We start from the raw sequence: 16,709 nt of genomic DNA, 5'->3' as shown, positions 1-16,709 counted from the left end.
GCGGCATGACCGAGCCGAACCCGTTCCTGGACCCCGCCCGGCAGCGGGAACTGTACGGCCAGGCCGCCCGGCTGGCCGGGCGGACCAGCGCCCTGATGCGCGCGAAGACCTCCGGCCACCCTGTGCCCGAGACGATCGTCAGCCTGGTGCAGACCCACCACGCGCGGCCGGACCGGCTCGGCGTGGTGCTCGACATCGGCTGCGGACGCGGTACGAGCAGCCTCGTCATCGCCGAGCAGCTCCGGCCGCAGCGCGTCGTCGGCCTGGACGCCGCCCCCTCCCTCCTCGCCCAGGCCCGCGAGCGCGCCAAGGAGCTGCCGGACACCACGGTGGACTTCGTCGAAGGCGACTTCCACGACCTCCCGCTGGACGCCGGATCGTGCGACGTCGCCGTCGCCGCCTTCTGCCTCTACCACTCGCCCCAGCCCAAGGACGTCATCGCGCAAATCGCGAGGATCCTTGCACCCGGCGGCCTGGCCGTGCTCGTCACCAAGGACCTCGACAGCTACCAGGAGATGGACCGGCTCGTCGCCTCCGCCGGCCTCGACCCGCAGGCCGACCAGCACGAGAGCCTCTACACCGCAGCCCATAGCCGCAACCTTGCCGACCTGGCCGCCTCCGCGCTCGACGTGATCGCCGTCCTGGACGAGGAGCACTCCTTCACCTTCGACGGCCACGACCACACGGCGCAGTACCTGGCCACCAACCCCAAGTACGACCTCGCGCCCGGCCTGTACGGCAACCCCGGGGCCCTGGCCGCGACCCTGCACGAATTCAATCCCGACCAGCCGCTGACCACCCGGTCCTGCATCACCTTCGTCGTCGCCCAGCCGAACGAAGGGCGCCAGCCATGACCGTCCCGCCGTTCACCAAGCACTACGCGACACCTGAGCGCGCGGCGAAGGCTGTGCGGCACTACCGGTGGATCAACGAACACGCCAAGCCGCTGCAGCAGCCTGCGCTCTACACCGTCGGACCCGACAGCCTGACGTTCGAGCGGATCGAGGGCCGCCCCGTACGCCCCGAGGACCTCCCGCGTATGGCGGAACTGCTGGGCCACGCACACGGTGCCGCCTGGGCCAGCGATCTGCAGTCCGCGTCGCTCGGCATCCCGCACCACTTCCAGGACGGCACGACGTTCGACGAGTACCTCGGCCCCCGGCAGATCGCGCTCCGGCGTCGCCACGAGCAGGGTTACCTGCCGAACAAGGCGGCTCTGCACGCGGTGCTCGGCCTGCTGGAGGAGACCGCCCGGGGGCCATGGGCCTTCTACAAGGACAGCAACCCCCGGAACTTCATCATCACCAGCACGGGGGACATCGTCACCGTCGACACCGACGACTTGTCCCTCGCCCCGCTGGGATACGACCTCGCCAAACTCATCGCGACGCTCCACCTGACCTACGGGCCTCTCACGGACCAAGCCGTCAACGCTGCCCTGCTCGCGTACAACGCGGCTGCCGGGAGCTACGGTGCCCGGCTCGGCACCACGGGCCGCGAGTGCCTCGACGGCTTCCTGGCCCTGCACGCCGTGCTGAACGCCCCGTACGTCGGGCGCAACGGCTACCGCTACAGCTGGCCGCTCCGCTCCCACCTCCGAGGAACCCCATGATCACCACCGAACTCGTCTTCGTCCGACACGGCCAGGCCCAGTGCAACGCCGACGGCCTCGTCGGGGGCCCGAACACCTGCACCGGACTGACCAACCTCGGGTATGCCCAGGTCGAGGCAGCGGCACGTCGCTTGGCCACCGAGCACCAGAACCAGCCCTTCGATCTCGTGTACACGGGCCCGCGGATCCGCCTGGTCCAGACCGGCGAGATCATCAGCCAGGCACTGCAAATACCCATGTCCACCGACGAACGCCTCGACGGACCCGTTCACGGCGACGCCGACGGCAAGCCCTGGACCGCCGTCAAGACCGCAGCAGACGGCGGCCCCCACGCTCACCCGGACAAACAGTGGGCCGCTGGCTCCGACACCTGGAACGGCTACCTGGAACGCGCCGGCAGTTCCTTACGCGACATCATCGACCAGCACCGGGGGCAGCGCATCCTCTTCGCGGCTCACGGCGAGATCGTGATCACCGCCCACACGCTGCTGTTGGACATCCCGATCGGTTCTCCCGCGGGTTTCACGGTCAACCACGCTTCCATCACCCGTTGGCAGGAGCACCACAACCGGCTCGGACAGACCCGCTGGATGCTCGACCGGCACAACGACACCGCACACCTCGCGCCGGAGGCTTCCTCGTGACCACGGTGACAGACGACCCGCGAATCCAGTTGGCGCACGACCTCCTCGGGGCGGTCGAGATCGTGCCGGACCGGCTGCTTCCTCCCCGGGTGGTGCGGGTGGTGGACGCCCGTGGGCGGCACTTCGTCGCCAAGCAGCACGCCGAGCAGGACCGGTATGCGCGGGAGCTTCACGCCTACCGAACGTGGGGAACCCACCTGAGCGGCCACGCCCCGACGCTGGTCGGCCGATACGACGCCCGCCGCACCCTCCTGCTGACGGCGCTCGCGGGCGATCGAGCGGACACCGTGGCACCGGGCTCACCCGAGGAGGAGCTGGCCCATCACGAAGCTGGCCACGTCCTCGGCGCGCTCCACCGGGCCACCTCCATGCCCCAGGGCGGCGCCGTCGGTGCCGCCCTGGCACAGCGCCTCCAGGGCTGGATCGACCAGGCTGTTCACGCCGACCTGATCAACACCGCCGAGCGGAACCTGCTGAACCACCACGCGGCCATCCTGGACAACAGCCTCATGGACAGCGCGGTCTGCCACCTCGACTACCAGCCGCGCAACTGGCTGATCGGCGACGCCTTCGGCATCTACGACTTCGAGCACATGCGACGCGACGCCCGCATCCGCGACTTCGCCCGGCTCGAATTCCGGCGCTGGCAGGCCGCGCCCCACCTCCGGACCGCCTTCCTCGACGGGTACGGTCGCCCGCTGAACGGCTCCGAGCGCCGCCTCCTGGAATCCTTCGGCGCCATCGAGGCGGCCACCGCCCTGGTCAAAGGCCACAAGGAGAACGACCTCACCCTGAGCGCGCACGGCCGGACCGTCCTGTCCCGTCTCACCTGACCTTCGCCCTCTTCGACCACACCTCTCTGGAGATTCCCGTGCCGCAGCACGAGCAGCCCCCGACCGCCGCCGCACCCCGCCGAGCCGTGGTGACCGGCTCCGCCGGATTCATCGGCTCCCACCTCGCCCGCGCCCTCGTCGAGGCCGGCACCACCGTGATCGGCGTCGACCGCCGCGACCCGTCCACCGACCCCACGGCCGCCGCCAACCTCGCCGCCCTGCGGGGACTCTCCGGATACCACCACGTCACCGCCGACCTCCTCCACTGCGCGGTCGAACCCCTCCTGATCGACGCGGACGCCGTCTTCCACCTCGCCGGAATCCCCGGCGTACGACCGTCCTGGGGGCCGCGGTTCGGCGACTACGTCGCGTCCAACGTGCTGGCCACCCACCGGGTCCTGGAAGCCTGCACCCGCCTCGGCGTCCCGCGACTGGTAGTCGCCTCCTCCTCCAGCATCTACGGCCCGACCGACGGCGGTGCGAGCGTCGAGGCCGACCGGCCGAAGCCCGCCTCCCCGTACGCCGTGACCAAACTGGCCGAGGAACAGCTCTGCCTCGCCTACGCCGAGCGCCCCCTCGGCCCCAGCGTCGTCGCCCTGCGGTACTTCACCGTCTACGGCCCCCGCCAGCGCCCCGACATGTTCACCCACCGCGCCCTGCAGGCCGCCCTGACCGGACAACCGCTCCGTCTGTACGGAGACGGCCACCAGCGACGCGACTTCACCTACATCGACGACGTGGTCGCCGCCACGATCGCCGCCGCCGTCGTACCGACGGCGAATGGCGCGATCAACGTGGGCGGCGGGTCGAACGCGTCGCTGCTGGAAGTGATCAACATCGTCACGAGTCTCACCGGCCGCGACATCCAGCTCCAGGAGGACCACGCGCGCAATGGTGACGTCCTCCTGACCCGCGCCGACCCCAGCCGTGCCCGAGACGTCCTCGGCTGGCAGCCGCGCGTCGACCTCCACAACGGGCTGCGGGCTCATATGCAGGCCCTTGCCGCCCAGCTCCCCAACTACAGCCGAGCCGCATAGCCCCGTGACCCGGAGCCCGAGAGGAGACGCTATGGAAAGTCCCGAGCGAGCGCGGCTGGACGCCTTCTTCCGGCAGATCACCGCGCAGTTCCCCGCGGGCGAGGCGATCACGACGCTGGTCATCACGCATCTGCTCTCCGAGCGGCCCGCGTTTCTGCGGGCCATGGCCGCCGTGTCCACGGTCGGCGCCGTGCTACCCAAGCCCCGGTCGATCCACCGGCCGACCCTCGACGTCGTCCGCCGTAGCTTCCCGGTGCACGACCTCACCCGGGAGCGGTTCATCGACGAGACCCAGGCCCTGGATTATCTGGAGGACACGGTGGGCGGCAGGGACGTCGTCTTGGTGGACATCGGCGGCTACTTCGCGGCGAGCCTCCACACCCTCGTGAACAAGTTTGACGGTCGCATCCTCGGGGTCGTCGAGGACACCGAGAACGGACACCAGCGGTACGCGGCGCTCGAATCCCTACCGTGCCCCGTAGTGTCCGTGGCCCGATCGCCGCTCAAGGACTGCGAAGACCACCTCGTCGGCCGCTCCGTGGTCTTCTCCACCGACGCCCTCGTCCGTACCCGAGGGGACATCCTCACGAGCCGCAACGCCTGCGTCATCGGCTTTGGCAAGATCGGCCGGGCCATCGCCCAGACCCTGCGCGCCCAAGACCTGCGCGTCACCGTGTACGACAGTGATCCGATCAAGCGAGTCCAGGCGCACTCCCTCGGCTTCCGTACCAGCGCATCCACCACCGAGGCCGTCCGTGACGCGGAACTCGTCCTGTGCGCCACCGGCAATCTCGCCCTGCGGCACGGAGACTTTGCCGCCCTGCGCAATGGCGCGTACCTCGGATCGGTGACCTCCTCCGAGGATGAACTCGAACTCGGCAGCCTTGACGAGCTCTACGAACGCAGCCCCGTTGGGCCCCAGGTGACGCGATACGAGGTCACCGGCCATTACTTCTACGTGCTCGCCGACGGCGGTGCCGTCAACTTCGTGCACGGCGCCGCCGTCGGCGCGTACATCCACCTCGTCCAAGCCGAGATACTCGCCGCCACCGCCGCACTCAGCCACGCCCGCTTCCAGCCCGGATTGCACGAGATGTCGGCGTCCGACCGCAACGCCATCGCCAGAACTTGGCTCCACCACTTCGAAAGGTGATCCGCAGTGGCACCCGCCATCCACCACATCCGCTCCGTCACCGAGGCATACCTCGCCCGGCACCCGGGCGAGCGCGACTCCCTCGCAATGCTGTTCGCCGCGCTCGCTGCCTCGGACGACCCCACGAGCCGCAAGACGTTCCCCGCCCACGTGACCTGCAGCGCCATCCTCATCGACGGCAACCGGCGCATGCTCCACATCGTCCATAAGGCATCCGGGAAGACTCTGGCGCCCGGCGGGCACAACGAATCCGATGACCGGCAACTGCGCGACGCCGCCCTGCGTGAACTGCACGAGGAGGCCGGCATCCCGCCCAGCGCCGTCGTCCCGTTCTCGGGCTACGAGGACGTCCCCCTCGACATCGACGTGCACGCCATCGACGCGAACCCCGGGAAGGACGAACCGGCCCACCACCACGTGGACTTCCGCTGGGCCTTCCGCCTCGACGCAGACCACGCGGTGACGCTCCAGGAAGAGGAGGTCGGCGGCTACGAATGGCGGCCGTTCACGAGCGCCGCTTCACCCACCGTCCGCGCCAAGCTCGCCCAGCTCGCCTGAAGCCCCCACCCGTACCTGAGTACCAGGAGGACGCCGTGGCCGCCACCACAGCCCAACCGACCGGCACCACACCGCGCCGGCACATCGCTGTCATACCCTGCCGCTGGGGCGCTTCACGCTTCCCCGGCAAACCACTGGCCCTCCTCGGCGACAAGCCGTTGCTCTGGCACGTCCACGAGCGCTGTCTGGAGGCCAAACGTCTCGACGGAGCCGTCGTGGCGACCGACGACGAACGTATCGAAGCAGCATGCCGCCAACTGGGCATCGACTGCATCCGTACCGGCGAGCACCTCACCGGCACTGACCGTGTTGCGGAGGTTGCCGAGCGCCTGCCGGCCGAGGCGTACATCAACGTTCAGGGCGACGAGCCGTTCATATCGCCGTCCGCCATCGACGCGATCTCCGAGGCCCTGGAGCATCTGCCGTCGGGCACGCTCGCCGTGAACGCGTTCACCGAGCTGGTCGACGTCGGCTCCGTTCTGGATCACAACGTCGTCAAGGTCGTCGTCGCGGCCCAGGGCGAGGCCCTGATGTTCTCGCGGCAGCCCATTCCCTACCCGAAGGGCGACCGCCCGAAGTACCTCCGTCAACTGGGCCTCTACGGCTTCACCGGCCCAGCTCTCCAACGCTTCCGACAGCTCCAGCAGGGGCCCCTGGAGCGCGCCGAGGGAGTGGAGATGCTGCGCTTCGTCGAACACGGCCACGCCGTTCAGATGATCCATGTCCTGGACGACGGTGTAGCAGTCGACACCCCGGACGATCTTGCGCGAGCCGCGAACATCCTTGCCCAGCAGGCCGGGGGCTCATCACGGGTGGTCGGTAAGGGTGGGCCGTCGATTCTTAACGCACCAATTCTGGACTGAGCGTCTCTCGCCCCAACGTGAGGAAACGCTCTTCCATCTCCTCGAACAATTCCATTGCCTCGCTTGCCCGTTGCTCGTCTCCTTGGCCGTCGTACAGATCCTCCACCTCGCGGCACCATCTAGTCATGGCCGAGGCCAGGTTGTTCGCAGCGCGGGCGACCTTGTCCGGGCCGTGCAGCCTCACGAGGCTTACAGCTTCGAGGGCGGCATCGACGGCCGGCCTGAACCCAGCGAGGCTGTCGGCAAGGTGGGGAGACCGCTGAACACCTGGCACTGCCTGAACCGCCACGTGGGCGGCGTAGCCGATTCGATAGGTGCGGCTGCACTCATTGACGAGGTTTGAATAGGCGATCGATCTGCCTTCCCTCTCGGACTGACCACGCTGCGTGCGCCGCTGTTCCGTACCACCGAGGCGGGTCGTAGCCAGCGTCCCCAGCACGCCACTGACCGCGCCCACGACAGTCCCGATTAACCCGACCACTGCACTGTCCATGGCCCCATTGAAGCCGAAGGAGGGCCGAGCATGCCCGGCTCTGCCTTAAAACCGACAGGCCGACCTGGCCCGGCGGCCCGTCAGAGCGCAGTACAGAGGCACCCAGTCGGTGACGCTCCACGAACGACCGCCTTCGAGCAAGTCCTCGTCGTCGCCGAGGGGTGCCGGCACTGCGTGCGCATCGAACTGCACGAGCCTGGGCCGAGCAGCAGTCGGCCGCGGTGCTCGCCGCCGCCGACTACAAACCGGTCTTGGGGTTCACGTAGAGCAGCCGACGCGTGGCCGGGTCCCGGCTGAGGATGACCTCCTCGAAGTCCTCCTCCAGGTCCTCCCACCGGGGGCGCGGCCGTTCCCAGAGGTAGAGGTCGATTTGCGGATGCGCCGCGTGAGCGAGGCGTGAGAAGGCGGGAGCTGTGATGCCGCCGAAGACGCACAACACGCCCCGATCTGCTTCGAGGTCATGGAGCTTGCCGATGAACTCCTCGACCGTCGCGAGTCCTACCGACCTCTCATAGCGCTTGCACTCGAAGACGATCTTTATCTGCGCCCCGGCCAGCCTTCCGGTTACCAAGACGTCGATCTGCCGCTCGATGCCGCTCAACCGCCCTTTGAGGCGCGCGTTGTGAGTGACCGTCGCTGCCGAGTCAAGGTCTGCCACCTTCCTGGTCACGACTTCCTCGAAGCCGCGCCAATCGGTGTGCCCGTCAGCGCCCGGGGCGCTCCTCAAGTACATGACACTGCCCATACGTTGACTGTATCCCGTGGGTCTGACAACCCCAGCGGCCCAACACCTAAAGGAGTTGAGTTGCATTCAGAAAAGCAATTGAGGTGCGCGGACCGAGGCGCGATCCCTTCGATAGGCGCGCGCAGCGACCAAAATGGACCTGACAAAGTTCGGTTAAATGCACCTGACAAAACGGAGTAGTCGGGGGTCTCGCCCCAGCGTCATTTGAAGATCACTTAAGGGCCGTCGGTCAATTTCGATCTTGGTGCCCACTTTGTGGCCTATCGCACCTAGGTGACCTTCGCTACACATCCCTCCCATGTGGATCACGGTTTCCTGCTTGTAGGGTTAGGCGCAGACAGGTGTGCTGGCCGACCCCCACGCACCCAAGACGCAAGCTCCTGGCTACCAGCGCCTCGCGTACGAGTATCGGGATTGAGCTGGCGGCGAATATCGGCGGAATCTCTAGGGAGCGACTATGCGTTGGCGTCGAGGCCCTTCACAGCGCGCCTTGGTGAAGGAATGCGAGAGACTGCTCGTGGGCCTCCCTATTCCCACCCCTTTCAGCGTTGAGGCTCTGGTGCGGAATATGGAAGTCCTGTTGGGCCGCCAGATCCGGCTTGTGCCGCTGGACGACCCAGACGGGGGTCTCGGCGCAGCATGCGGCCTTCGGGTCAAAGCGCCGGAGTTCACGATCATTCTTTACCGTCGGCGTTCGAGTCGAAATCAGACCGAACACATAATTCTCCATGAGCTGGTACACGAATGGCTGGACCACGGGACTTGCTTGACGGCTGCTGAGATCGAGCGATATGTGCCTGAAAGAATCCGCCAGGAAGTCCTTCGGCGTTTTCCATCGACGCTAGTCCAGGGGCGAGTCGATTTCGATAGCCCCGAGGAAAAGCAAGCCGAGCTGTCGGCCTCGCTGATAAAGCGATTGGCCCGCCGTCAGTCGTTCACAGGAGATGACATGGTAAGCCTACTGGAGAACTCGCTTGCTCACCCCGTCGCTCCTCCACGGCGTCGAGTGTAGCCGCGAGCGCCTGGCGAGCACCTGGGTTCAATTTCTGACCTAGCGGCTTTTGCTGCGCCCTGTAACCCTTATCGGCAGTCAAGTCTGCACTCAACCGACCTTGCGGGTCGACAAAATGCAGCCCGCGTAGAGATCCACTGGTTCCGTGTTCGAATACTTTCAATACCTGACTGCGGCAGTCATGACCCTTATCGCTATCTGGCGATTTCCTGCGGTTCGATATGGTGACTCTCACCGCAGGGCTTTGTGGGGTGGCTACGCGGGATTTGCCGTAGCCCTGTGTCTCTACACGCCGGCGGCAATGGATGCTGTCGACCGCGTTCCTGTGGTGGATCTGAGCGCCCTACTTCGGCACTTTGCCAGTACCGCAGCGATCATGGCAGCCCTGACATACGTCGCCACCAGCTACGGAAAGAGCACAGAGGCGGTCGTGCCTCGACACGTCGCCGTCTCGCGCTGGATAGCCCGCGCCTCGTACAAGGCGGGGGCGATAGGCGTAATTCTACTCACGGTCCTATTCTTCACCGTGGTGCATCGCGACAAGCCCAGTGAGAATTTCCTCATCGACCATGCGGGAGAATGGGGAGTAGCGGTTTACATGACCGTCTTCTACTTCTTCCCGCTCATCACGACCGCAGTCTGTGGTTATCAGTGGACGAGGGCGGCGCGGCAGGCCGAAAGTACGAGCATGCGCGTCGGGCTGGGTTTGATGGGAATCTCGATGTGGATGGGGCTGATTCATACTATCGCACGTATCGTCATCCTTTGGGTCGCGGTTGCCTTTCCTCTGCGACCCTCGACGGTTCAGTTCCTCGTGGACGTCACGTCGATATGGATGGACGTGCTCTTTCTGATCGTTGCCGTAGGGGCGAGTATTCCAACCACCCGTGCGGCAGTGGCCCGGTGGAAGACGTGGCAGACCCTCAACAGGACTTATCCACTCTGGTTTGACCTGGTACAGGCTTTTCCCGGGACTAGCCTGTACCCGCCTGGGCGGCGCATAGCTGAACTCATGCACATACGAGTCCCAATCGACGTCCGCCTAGACCGATGGACTCAGGATATCGCTGACGCTTGCGAAAAGCTCCGGCACTATGCTCCGCGAAACCTGATGTTCGCCGCAGAAGACATTACCGCTTCGCATTCTGACCCTGAACCGGCGGCGGAAGCATATTGGATTAGGGCCGCACTTCTGGCCGCTGACACCATGCAAGTCTGTCCGCAAGCCGCTGCGCCCCTGAGAGATAAGCCATTCGTTGATACCGACAGCGAAGCGGCATGGCTAGTACGAGTCAGCACCGCCTACTCGCGCATCACGACGGATCAGGCGCAGAGGCTTCTCCAGCAGTCCACAGGAGTGGATTCCGAAGTGGATCAATAGCCAGCAGAGACTCGCCATCGGATGCTCGGGGGTGATCTTCATATTGATCTTGAGCGAGGGCTTCGCGAGTGAGATTCGGCACCCTCGGCTGCACGAACTGGGCTGGTACCGTGGGTTGAGCGGACTGATAGGCCCTGCTCCGCCCAGTAATTGATGAATGGACTTCGGCCTCGTGGCGCAGAGAACTGCTGCCACCTAAGCAGGCGAGTCCGTGGCGCTGTCCGGTCTGGATGGGCGTCCGAAATCTCAGCAATGGAGTTCCCGCATGTCCAACCGCACCGGCCTCATCCTTGATTTCGGAGGCGTGCTCACCACCCCCCTGCTGCCCGCTGTGCTGGCCTTCGAGAGGCGTGAGGGTCTTCCACAGGGCGCGTGCCTCACGGCCCTGTACAAGGACGACGAAGGCGTCCGGATCACGAGCGACCTTGAGCGAGGAGCGGTTTCCCAGGACCAGTGGAACGACTTCGCCGGCAAGATGCTGGGGGTGGCCCCCGACAACCTGATGGGTCGCATCTTCGGCGACCTACGCCCTGAGCCGCTACTGATCAACGCGGCTGCGGCGGCGCGGCGAGCCGGGATCAAGGTGGGCATCCTGTCGAACAGCGTTGGACTGGCCCCGTGGGACCTGTATCAGGGCTACGAGCTGGAGACGCTGTACGACGTCGTTGTGATCTCCGAGCAGCACCTGATGCGCAAGCCTGACCCGAGCCTCTTCGAGGTCACGCTCAAGCTTATGGATATGCCCGCTGAGCAGTGCATCTTCGTCGATGACACCGAAGCGTACGTTCATGCAGCGGAGCAGCTCGGCCTCGCCGGAGTGCACAACAAGGACCCCAAGCAGACGGTCACGGCTCTCTCTGAGCTTCTTGGCGTGGACCTCGCCGCGTCCTAGCCAGGTATCGGCCGAGCGCATGCCCCCACCGACACGGCGAAGGGACTATGGCGTCGTCACCCTAATCATGGGGTGACGTCATAGTCCCTTCGCCGTGTCGGCTCCTGTTTACCTGTAGCGCAGCGTGCCGACCTGCTCCACGCTCGGCCACCAGGCCGCAGCAGACGCGCAGCCCACCGAGCAGAAGCGTCTCGGGTACGCGAGCTGCCGGGTGCCGTCAATCCCCGTCTTCCACCTCTGGCAGCTTGTGCTTCAGCTCTCCGACGAGGTTGTTGATGTTGGCCATCATCTCGGCCGATAGGCCGCTCCCGTTGCCGCGGGCAGCCAGGCCAAGGATCTGGCCTCGGTGAATCGAGCCAAGGAAGCGGATCGCTTCCAGGAGCTCGCGGGCCGCAGGGTTGACCTCGGCATCGTCCTGGAAGAGGGCGGTGTCGACCTGAAGCGCCTCGGCTAGGCCGGCCCGCACTGCGTCGGAAGCCTCGGTTGCGGCACCCGTGCGAAGGGCGACGATGTCGTCCGTGGTGACGGCCGTTCTGCCTGCGTGTGCATTGACGGCCCGCGCGATTGCCTCGTCAGAGGGCGCCTCTTGGCTCACGTACCCGTGCCGCAGGAGATAGTTGATCTTCTCTCCGATCGTGCGGGGCGCGGATGCCTGCTCGTCACGCGAAGTCCTGGGACGAAGGCCGAACGAGCAGTCCTGGGCGGCCAGCAATTCCGCTTCGGTCACCCCGTACGCCACTGCGAGCGGCTGCACGTAGGCGTCGGCGAGCCTGCGCCGACCGGATTCGGCGTTGCTGACTGGTGTGCGGCTCGCGTCGATGACCGCAGCAGCCTGCGCCACGCTAAGGCCGGCGTCGCACCGCAGGAGCTGCAGGTCCGGCGGGCCATCGTGAGGGAAGAGAACATCCAGCGGCTGTCCGAGCGCCGCTGCAATCGCGGGGAGCTTCTCGCCCTTGGGGAAATCCTGACCGCTCTCCCACCGCGCGACGGCGGGGCCGCTGACGCCTACCTCGGCCCCCAACTCCTTCTGGCCCAGGTTCCTGCCCCGGCGGACAGCACGCACGCGACTGCCGTCGAACTGACGTGGGGGCACATGAACTCCTGCGGCGGGGCGGTCGGGCGGGTCGGGGCGGCGTCTAGGGCAACTGTAATCCAGGCTTGATACATCCGCATAACTAACGTACGTTCCTGTATCGCACCTGTTGATCGGCCCCGACCCTCAAGTGTGCCAGCCCCTGGGAGACCTCTATGCATGTTGCGTTGTTGCGGCCACTCGCGCAACGTCCCCACGCGTTCGGTACCCAGTTGTTGTCGACCGATCGCTGGGGCAGCGTCCTCGATACCGGCCGTCGCCACCCTTGTACGACGGGTTAGCGCCAGGGATGGACTTGTCCGCGGGTGTCTACGTATGTTCGTGGTCCCCCGCCGGGCAGCGGCCCGGGGAGGGGCGAAACGAGCAGGTGGAAGGCAGGGGGGAGGGGGTGGTGCGAATGCGAGCGCACGGTCCGTGACGTAGCGCAGCAAAGCAAACCGGCGCCCGGGAGCTACCAACTCCCAAGCGCCGGGCCGGCACCCCGAAGGGCGCCAATTCACATCACGCGGGCGGCGGGGCTTCTTGCACGAAAACCGCCGCACCGCACTCCTACGAACAACGGAGTATCGCATGCTCGCCATGCCGAGCGGAACCCCGGCCTGCCCGGACGCTGACCGAAAGCGCCGCCTCGCCGCCCAGCTCGCCGACATGATTCCGGGCGCGGCCACCATCCGGGTCAGCCTGAACGACCCGAAGGAGGCGTGGCCCCACCCGCACGCGATCGTCAAGAACGCGGCCGGGGAGACCCTGGAGCTGGGGCGGACGACCGCGAGGGTCGCAGCCCGCTGGATCCTGCGGGTCTGGCCGGAGATGGACTGGACCCGGCCGCACACCTTCGACCTGGCCCTCGCGACCCTCACCCGCAGCGACCTGATCGCCGCCGGTCGGGGCCGCTGACATGGCGCGAATCCGAACGATCAAGCCGGAGGCATTCGTCTCCGAGTCGCTCGCCGAAGTGAGCGTCTGGGCAGAGCGCACCTTCTTCGGCCTGCTCACCCAGGCCGACGACCACGGCCGCCACCGCGACAACGCCGCGATCATCGCCGGGCTGCTCTGGCCCCTGCGCGCCGAGCACACCTCGGTCCACGTCGAAGACGACCTCCACCAGCTCGCGACCGCTGGCCTGATCTGCCGGTACACCGGCTGTGACGGCCGTCGGTACCTCCACATCGTGACCTGGTCCGCGCACCAGAAGATCGACAAGCCGAGCCAGTCCCGACTGCCCACCTGCCCGCAGCACCACGGTGCCGACCGGTGCGCGCCCTGCAAGGGGACCTGCACCAAGCGGGCCGAGGAGTCGCCCACCCCTACGCGAGGGCTCGCCGAGGCTTCGCCGAACGCTCCCCGAGCCCTCGATCTGCCCGCGCAGCCCCTCGTGACACCTCACGCCAACGCCGACCGGGCTCACACCGTCCGGCAGGACGCCTTCGACGACATGGCCGGCACTCCTAGCCCCCCTGACCCGAAAAGCGCAGGTCAGGCGGCATTCTCCGAGGCTTCCCCGAACCTTCCCCGAAACCTCGGAGAGGGCTCGGCGCCTGGATCTAGGATCTTGGATCCTGGATCTTCTATCCCTACGGGGCGCACAGCGCCCGCAGCCACGGTCTCGGCCAACCAACTCGTCGGCGAGTACATCGCTGCCTGCGACGAGCGTCCGCCCAGCGACGTGATCGGGCACCTCGGGCGGATCGCCAAGAAGCTCCTGGGTGAGGGCATCGCCCCGGAGCACATCCGGGGCGGGCTGCAGAACTTCGCGGCCAACCCCAAGCACCCGAGCGTCCTGACCAGCATGGTCAACGAGGCCATGAACGCACGCTCGGGCGGTTTGGCGCGGCCGGGAATCCGGCCTAACGTGCCCGCTCACCAGGCGTGGACCAACCCGGCCAACGCTGCCGCCGCCTACGCCGAGGAGCTGTGATGGGCACCCGTACCCGCGAACCGCAGACCATCGGCAGCGAGGGCACCCTGGACCGGATGGCCCGGATCCTGGCCGCCCGCAACATCGACCCGGCCGCCGTCGCCGCAGTGGTCGACGAGCCCGAGCCGTTCTCTCCGCTGAATGCCCTGCTGGCGGGGATGCCGCCGCGCTACCAGGCCGCTGTCGCCGACCACCCCCAGATCCTGGCCTGGGCCCGAGACGTCGCCGAGGCAGCCATCGCCCCCAGCGTGGGAGCCCGGCGACAGGTCACCACCGGCCCCAGCCTGCTGATGGCCGGAGTCGTCGGCGCGGGCAAGACGCACCAGGCGTACGGGGCGGTCAGGCGACTGGTACAGAGCGGAGTCGGCGTGCGCTGGCGCGCGACCACCGCCGCCGACCTGTACGCCGACCTGCGGCCCCGGCCCGGGGTGGACAGCGAGCGGGAGCTGGCGGCCGTCAGCCGCTGCCCGCTTCTGATCATCGACGACCTCGGCGCGGCCAAAGCCAGCGAGTGGGTCGAGGAAGTGACATACCGGCTGATCAACCGCCGGTACAACTACGAACTCCCGACCCTGATCACCACCAACCTGGCGATCAAGGACCTCCGGGCCTACGTCGGCGACCGCATCGCCTCCCGCCTTGCGCAGATGACCACTCGGGTCGAGTTCGAGCCGGTCGACCGCAGACGCCACCGCGCCGCAGCCTGATCCGCCGCAGGCCACCACGCCGGGCCGCGCCCTCCGCGCGCCGCCCCATGCACCTCCCGACCCAGCGCACCTCTCCGCCGACGCCCCTGCGCGTGGAGAGCGATCGGAGCAACCCGCATGACCACCACGACGATCAGCCCTGCCCGCCACCGGTCGCTCGGCGACCAGACCTGGCAGGACCAGGCCGTCTGCCAGAGCACCGAGTACAACCCGGTGGACCCCGAAATCTTCTTCCCGGAGCCCGACGAGACCGACAAGATCACCGCCGCGAAGTCGTTGTGCGGCCAGTGCCCTGTCCGCCGCGTCTGCCTGGACGCCGCCCTGGAGAGCGGCGACACCGACGGCATCCGGGGCGGACTGACCGAAGAGGAGCGCGGGCCGCTGCACGAGAAGCTCGCCAACCGCCTCGACTACAGCCGCGTCAACGCCACCATCGCCGGACGAGACGTGCACCTCACCAAGGCGGAGCGCCGCGCGGTCGTCCACGCCGCCTACCGCCACGGGGTGACCGAGCAGCGCCTGGCCTGGCTCCTGAAGATCACCGAGGAGCACGCTCAGAAGCTCTACCGCGAGACCCGCCGCGCCCTGCGCAACCGAGACCTGGAGCAGACCACGAAGACCACCCCGCCCCCCGAGACCGGCGAGCGCCTGGGCCGCGACGACTTCGGGACGGCGGCGTGAGCACCGCGAGCGCGCCGAAGACGGCGCACATCACCGGCTGGGACCGCGTGGTGGTCATCGCCCTGGGCGGCGCGGGGTGCGCGCTGTCGTACGACGCCCTCCAGCAGATGGCCGTCGCCATCCACGTCCGCGGTTTCCTGACCTACCTCTTCCCCCTGGTGATCGACGGCTTCATCGCCTACGGCATCCGGGCACTCCTGGTCCTGCGCGACGCGCCCCTGCGCGCCCGGCTCTACGTCTGGGCCCTCTTCGGCACGGCCACCGCAGCCAGCATCTGGGCCAACGCCCTCCACGCGGTCCGGCTCAACGACGAAGGGGTCGCCGGCACCGGCCTCCGGCTCGGGGACACGGTGGTCGCCGTACTGTCCACCATCGCCCCCCTCGCGCTGGCCGGAGCGGTCCACCTGTACATCCTGATCGCCCGGGGCCCGGTCAAGGAGAGTGACCGGGAGGACCTCGGTCAGGCCGGTCACCTCGGTCAGGCTGACCGGCCCGAGGGCATCGCGGTCACCCGGGCTGACCGGGTCGGTCAGCAGCAGCCGCAGCCCGGTCAGGTCAGCGCCGGGCAGTCGGTCACTGCCCTGACCGACCGGCTCCGACCGGTCCTGAACAAGCAGGCCCCGAGTCCTCGGTCACTGACCGAGGACAGCGCCCCGACGGACAGCAGCCCGGTCGCCGGTGACCGCGAACAGCCGCACGAGGCCCCTGACCTGCCCGGACAGCCGGACGCTGCGCCGCCGGTCACTGACCGCGCGGTCGGCACCGAGCCGGTCACCGGCAACCCGGACGGCCACGCGCCGGACGCCGACCGGCCGGTCACTCCGCCGCCGGTCACTGACCGGGACCCCCGGACGGCCACTGACCGACGGAGTGACCCGGACACCGAGGAACTGCTGAAGATCGCCCGGTCAGCGGTCAGGGCCGAGGACAAGCTGACCCGGAAGGTGGTCGCCCAGGCGATCCGAGGTCAGCAGATACCGCTGTCCAGCGACACCCTGACCACCCTGATGGCTCAGCTCCGCGCTCAGCACGGACAGCCGGTCACCTTCGGCCGGAACTGACAGGACAGCACGAGGCGGGTGACCGA

At 67.5% G+C, this 16,709-nt stretch carries 18 protein-coding genes; 15 read left to right on the top strand and 3 right to left on the bottom strand.

The genetic code is table 11. The annotated features are described in order from the left end of the window. Window positions 1-5: 5 nt before the first annotated feature. From ACQEVM_RS32940 to ACQEVM_RS32905, 8 genes are read left to right on the top strand one after another with little or no spacing between them, the layout of a single operon-like run. Entirely contained in the window at window positions 6-854 is an 849-nt protein-coding gene (locus tag ACQEVM_RS32940) for a class I SAM-dependent methyltransferase (protein WP_433085089.1), read from the top strand. Then, window positions 851-1,612: a phosphotransferase gene (locus tag ACQEVM_RS32935; RefSeq protein ID WP_433085087.1), complete on the top strand. Its 762-nt coding sequence runs from the start codon at window positions 851-853 to the stop codon at window positions 1,610-1,612. Before ACQEVM_RS32940 ends, ACQEVM_RS32935 begins: the two co-directional genes overlap by 4 nt. Next, the gene (locus tag ACQEVM_RS32930) at window positions 1,609-2,256 is read left to right on the top strand and encodes a histidine phosphatase family protein (RefSeq protein ID WP_433085085.1); all 648 of its coding nucleotides are present in this window, start codon (window positions 1,609-1,611) and stop codon (window positions 2,254-2,256) included. Before ACQEVM_RS32935 ends, ACQEVM_RS32930 begins: the two co-directional genes overlap by 4 nt. Further along, window positions 2,253-3,089 (top strand): aminoglycoside phosphotransferase, encoded by an 837-nt coding sequence (locus tag ACQEVM_RS32925; protein ID WP_433085083.1) that lies wholly within the window; start codon window positions 2,253-2,255, stop codon window positions 3,087-3,089. Before ACQEVM_RS32930 ends, ACQEVM_RS32925 begins: the two co-directional genes overlap by 4 nt. A 38-nt stretch (window positions 3,090-3,127) precedes the next feature. Beyond that, window positions 3,128-4,126, top strand: a complete 999-nt coding sequence (locus tag ACQEVM_RS32920; RefSeq protein WP_433085081.1) for an NAD-dependent epimerase/dehydratase family protein — start codon at window positions 3,128-3,130, stop codon at window positions 4,124-4,126. A gap of 31 nt (window positions 4,127-4,157) precedes the next feature. Then, window positions 4,158-5,279: an adenosylhomocysteinase gene (locus ACQEVM_RS32915; protein ID WP_433085079.1), complete on the top strand. Its 1,122-nt coding sequence runs from the start codon at window positions 4,158-4,160 to the stop codon at window positions 5,277-5,279. A 6-nt stretch (window positions 5,280-5,285) separates the two neighbouring features. Continuing rightward, a complete protein-coding gene (locus ACQEVM_RS32910; RefSeq protein ID WP_433085077.1) occupies window positions 5,286-5,837 on the top strand; it encodes an NUDIX hydrolase in 552 nt (183 codons plus the stop codon). Between the two features lie 35 nt (window positions 5,838-5,872). Continuing rightward, on the top strand, window positions 5,873-6,700 hold the full coding sequence (locus ACQEVM_RS32905) for a 3-deoxy-manno-octulosonate cytidylyltransferase (protein ID WP_433085075.1): 828 nt from the start codon (window positions 5,873-5,875) through the stop codon (window positions 6,698-6,700). On the opposite strand, the gene ACQEVM_RS32900 is transcribed toward ACQEVM_RS32905, so the two are convergent. Together ACQEVM_RS32900 and ACQEVM_RS32895 are read right to left on the bottom strand one after the other, a co-directional pair. Beyond that, entirely contained in the window at window positions 6,678-7,193 is a 516-nt protein-coding gene (locus ACQEVM_RS32900; RefSeq protein WP_433085073.1) for a hypothetical protein, read from the bottom strand. The genes ACQEVM_RS32905 and ACQEVM_RS32900 overlap by 23 nt on opposite strands. A 238-nt stretch (window positions 7,194-7,431) precedes the next feature. Further along, a complete protein-coding gene (locus tag ACQEVM_RS32895; protein ID WP_433085071.1) occupies window positions 7,432-7,938 on the bottom strand; it encodes a restriction endonuclease in 507 nt (168 codons plus the stop codon). 1,157 nt (window positions 7,939-9,095) lie between these two features. Here ACQEVM_RS32895 and ACQEVM_RS32890 point away from each other — a divergent pair. Continuing rightward, the gene (locus ACQEVM_RS32890; protein ID WP_433085069.1) at window positions 9,096-10,331 is read left to right on the top strand and encodes an MAB_1171c family putative transporter; all 1,236 of its coding nucleotides are present in this window, start codon (window positions 9,096-9,098) and stop codon (window positions 10,329-10,331) included. Window positions 10,332-10,596: 265 nt separating this feature from the next. Beyond that, window positions 10,597-11,223 (top strand): HAD-IA family hydrolase, encoded by a 627-nt coding sequence (locus ACQEVM_RS32885; protein WP_433085067.1) that lies wholly within the window; start codon window positions 10,597-10,599, stop codon window positions 11,221-11,223. A gap of 217 nt (window positions 11,224-11,440) precedes the next feature. On the opposite strand, the gene ACQEVM_RS32880 is transcribed toward ACQEVM_RS32885, so the two are convergent. Beyond that, window positions 11,441-12,316, bottom strand: coding sequence for a helix-turn-helix domain-containing protein (locus tag ACQEVM_RS32880; protein WP_433085065.1), 876 nt, complete (start codon window positions 12,314-12,316; stop codon window positions 11,441-11,443). Between the two features lie 570 nt (window positions 12,317-12,886). Here ACQEVM_RS32880 and ACQEVM_RS32875 point away from each other — a divergent pair. The 5 genes from ACQEVM_RS32875 to ACQEVM_RS32855 all read left to right on the top strand — a co-directional run bounded on the left by ACQEVM_RS32875 (window position 12,887) and on the right by ACQEVM_RS32855 (window position 16,683). After that, complete coding sequence (locus ACQEVM_RS32875; RefSeq protein ID WP_433085063.1) at window positions 12,887-13,213, top strand: transcriptional regulator; 327 nt, start codon at window positions 12,887-12,889, stop codon at window positions 13,211-13,213. Window position 13,214: 1 nt separating this feature from the next. After that, window positions 13,215-14,234, top strand: a complete 1,020-nt coding sequence (locus ACQEVM_RS32870; RefSeq protein WP_433085061.1) for a hypothetical protein — start codon at window positions 13,215-13,217, stop codon at window positions 14,232-14,234. Beyond that, a complete protein-coding gene (locus ACQEVM_RS32865; protein ID WP_433085059.1) occupies window positions 14,234-14,941 on the top strand; it encodes an ATP-binding protein in 708 nt (235 codons plus the stop codon). The genes ACQEVM_RS32870 and ACQEVM_RS32865 overlap by 1 nt, the downstream gene beginning before the upstream one ends. Window positions 14,942-15,058: 117 nt before the next feature. After that, window positions 15,059-15,622: a WhiB family transcriptional regulator gene (locus ACQEVM_RS32860; protein WP_433085057.1), complete on the top strand. Its 564-nt coding sequence runs from the start codon at window positions 15,059-15,061 to the stop codon at window positions 15,620-15,622. Continuing rightward, complete coding sequence (locus ACQEVM_RS32855) at window positions 15,619-16,683, top strand: DUF2637 domain-containing protein (RefSeq protein ID WP_433085055.1); 1,065 nt, start codon at window positions 15,619-15,621, stop codon at window positions 16,681-16,683. Before ACQEVM_RS32860 ends, ACQEVM_RS32855 begins: the two co-directional genes overlap by 4 nt. Window positions 16,684-16,709 lie beyond the last annotated feature (26 nt).

The organism is Streptomyces sp. CA-243310 (assembly GCF_050936775.1).
Lineage (GTDB): Bacteria > Actinomycetota > Actinomycetes > Streptomycetales > Streptomycetaceae > Streptomyces.
This window is presented reverse-complemented; position numbering and strand designations above follow the sequence as displayed.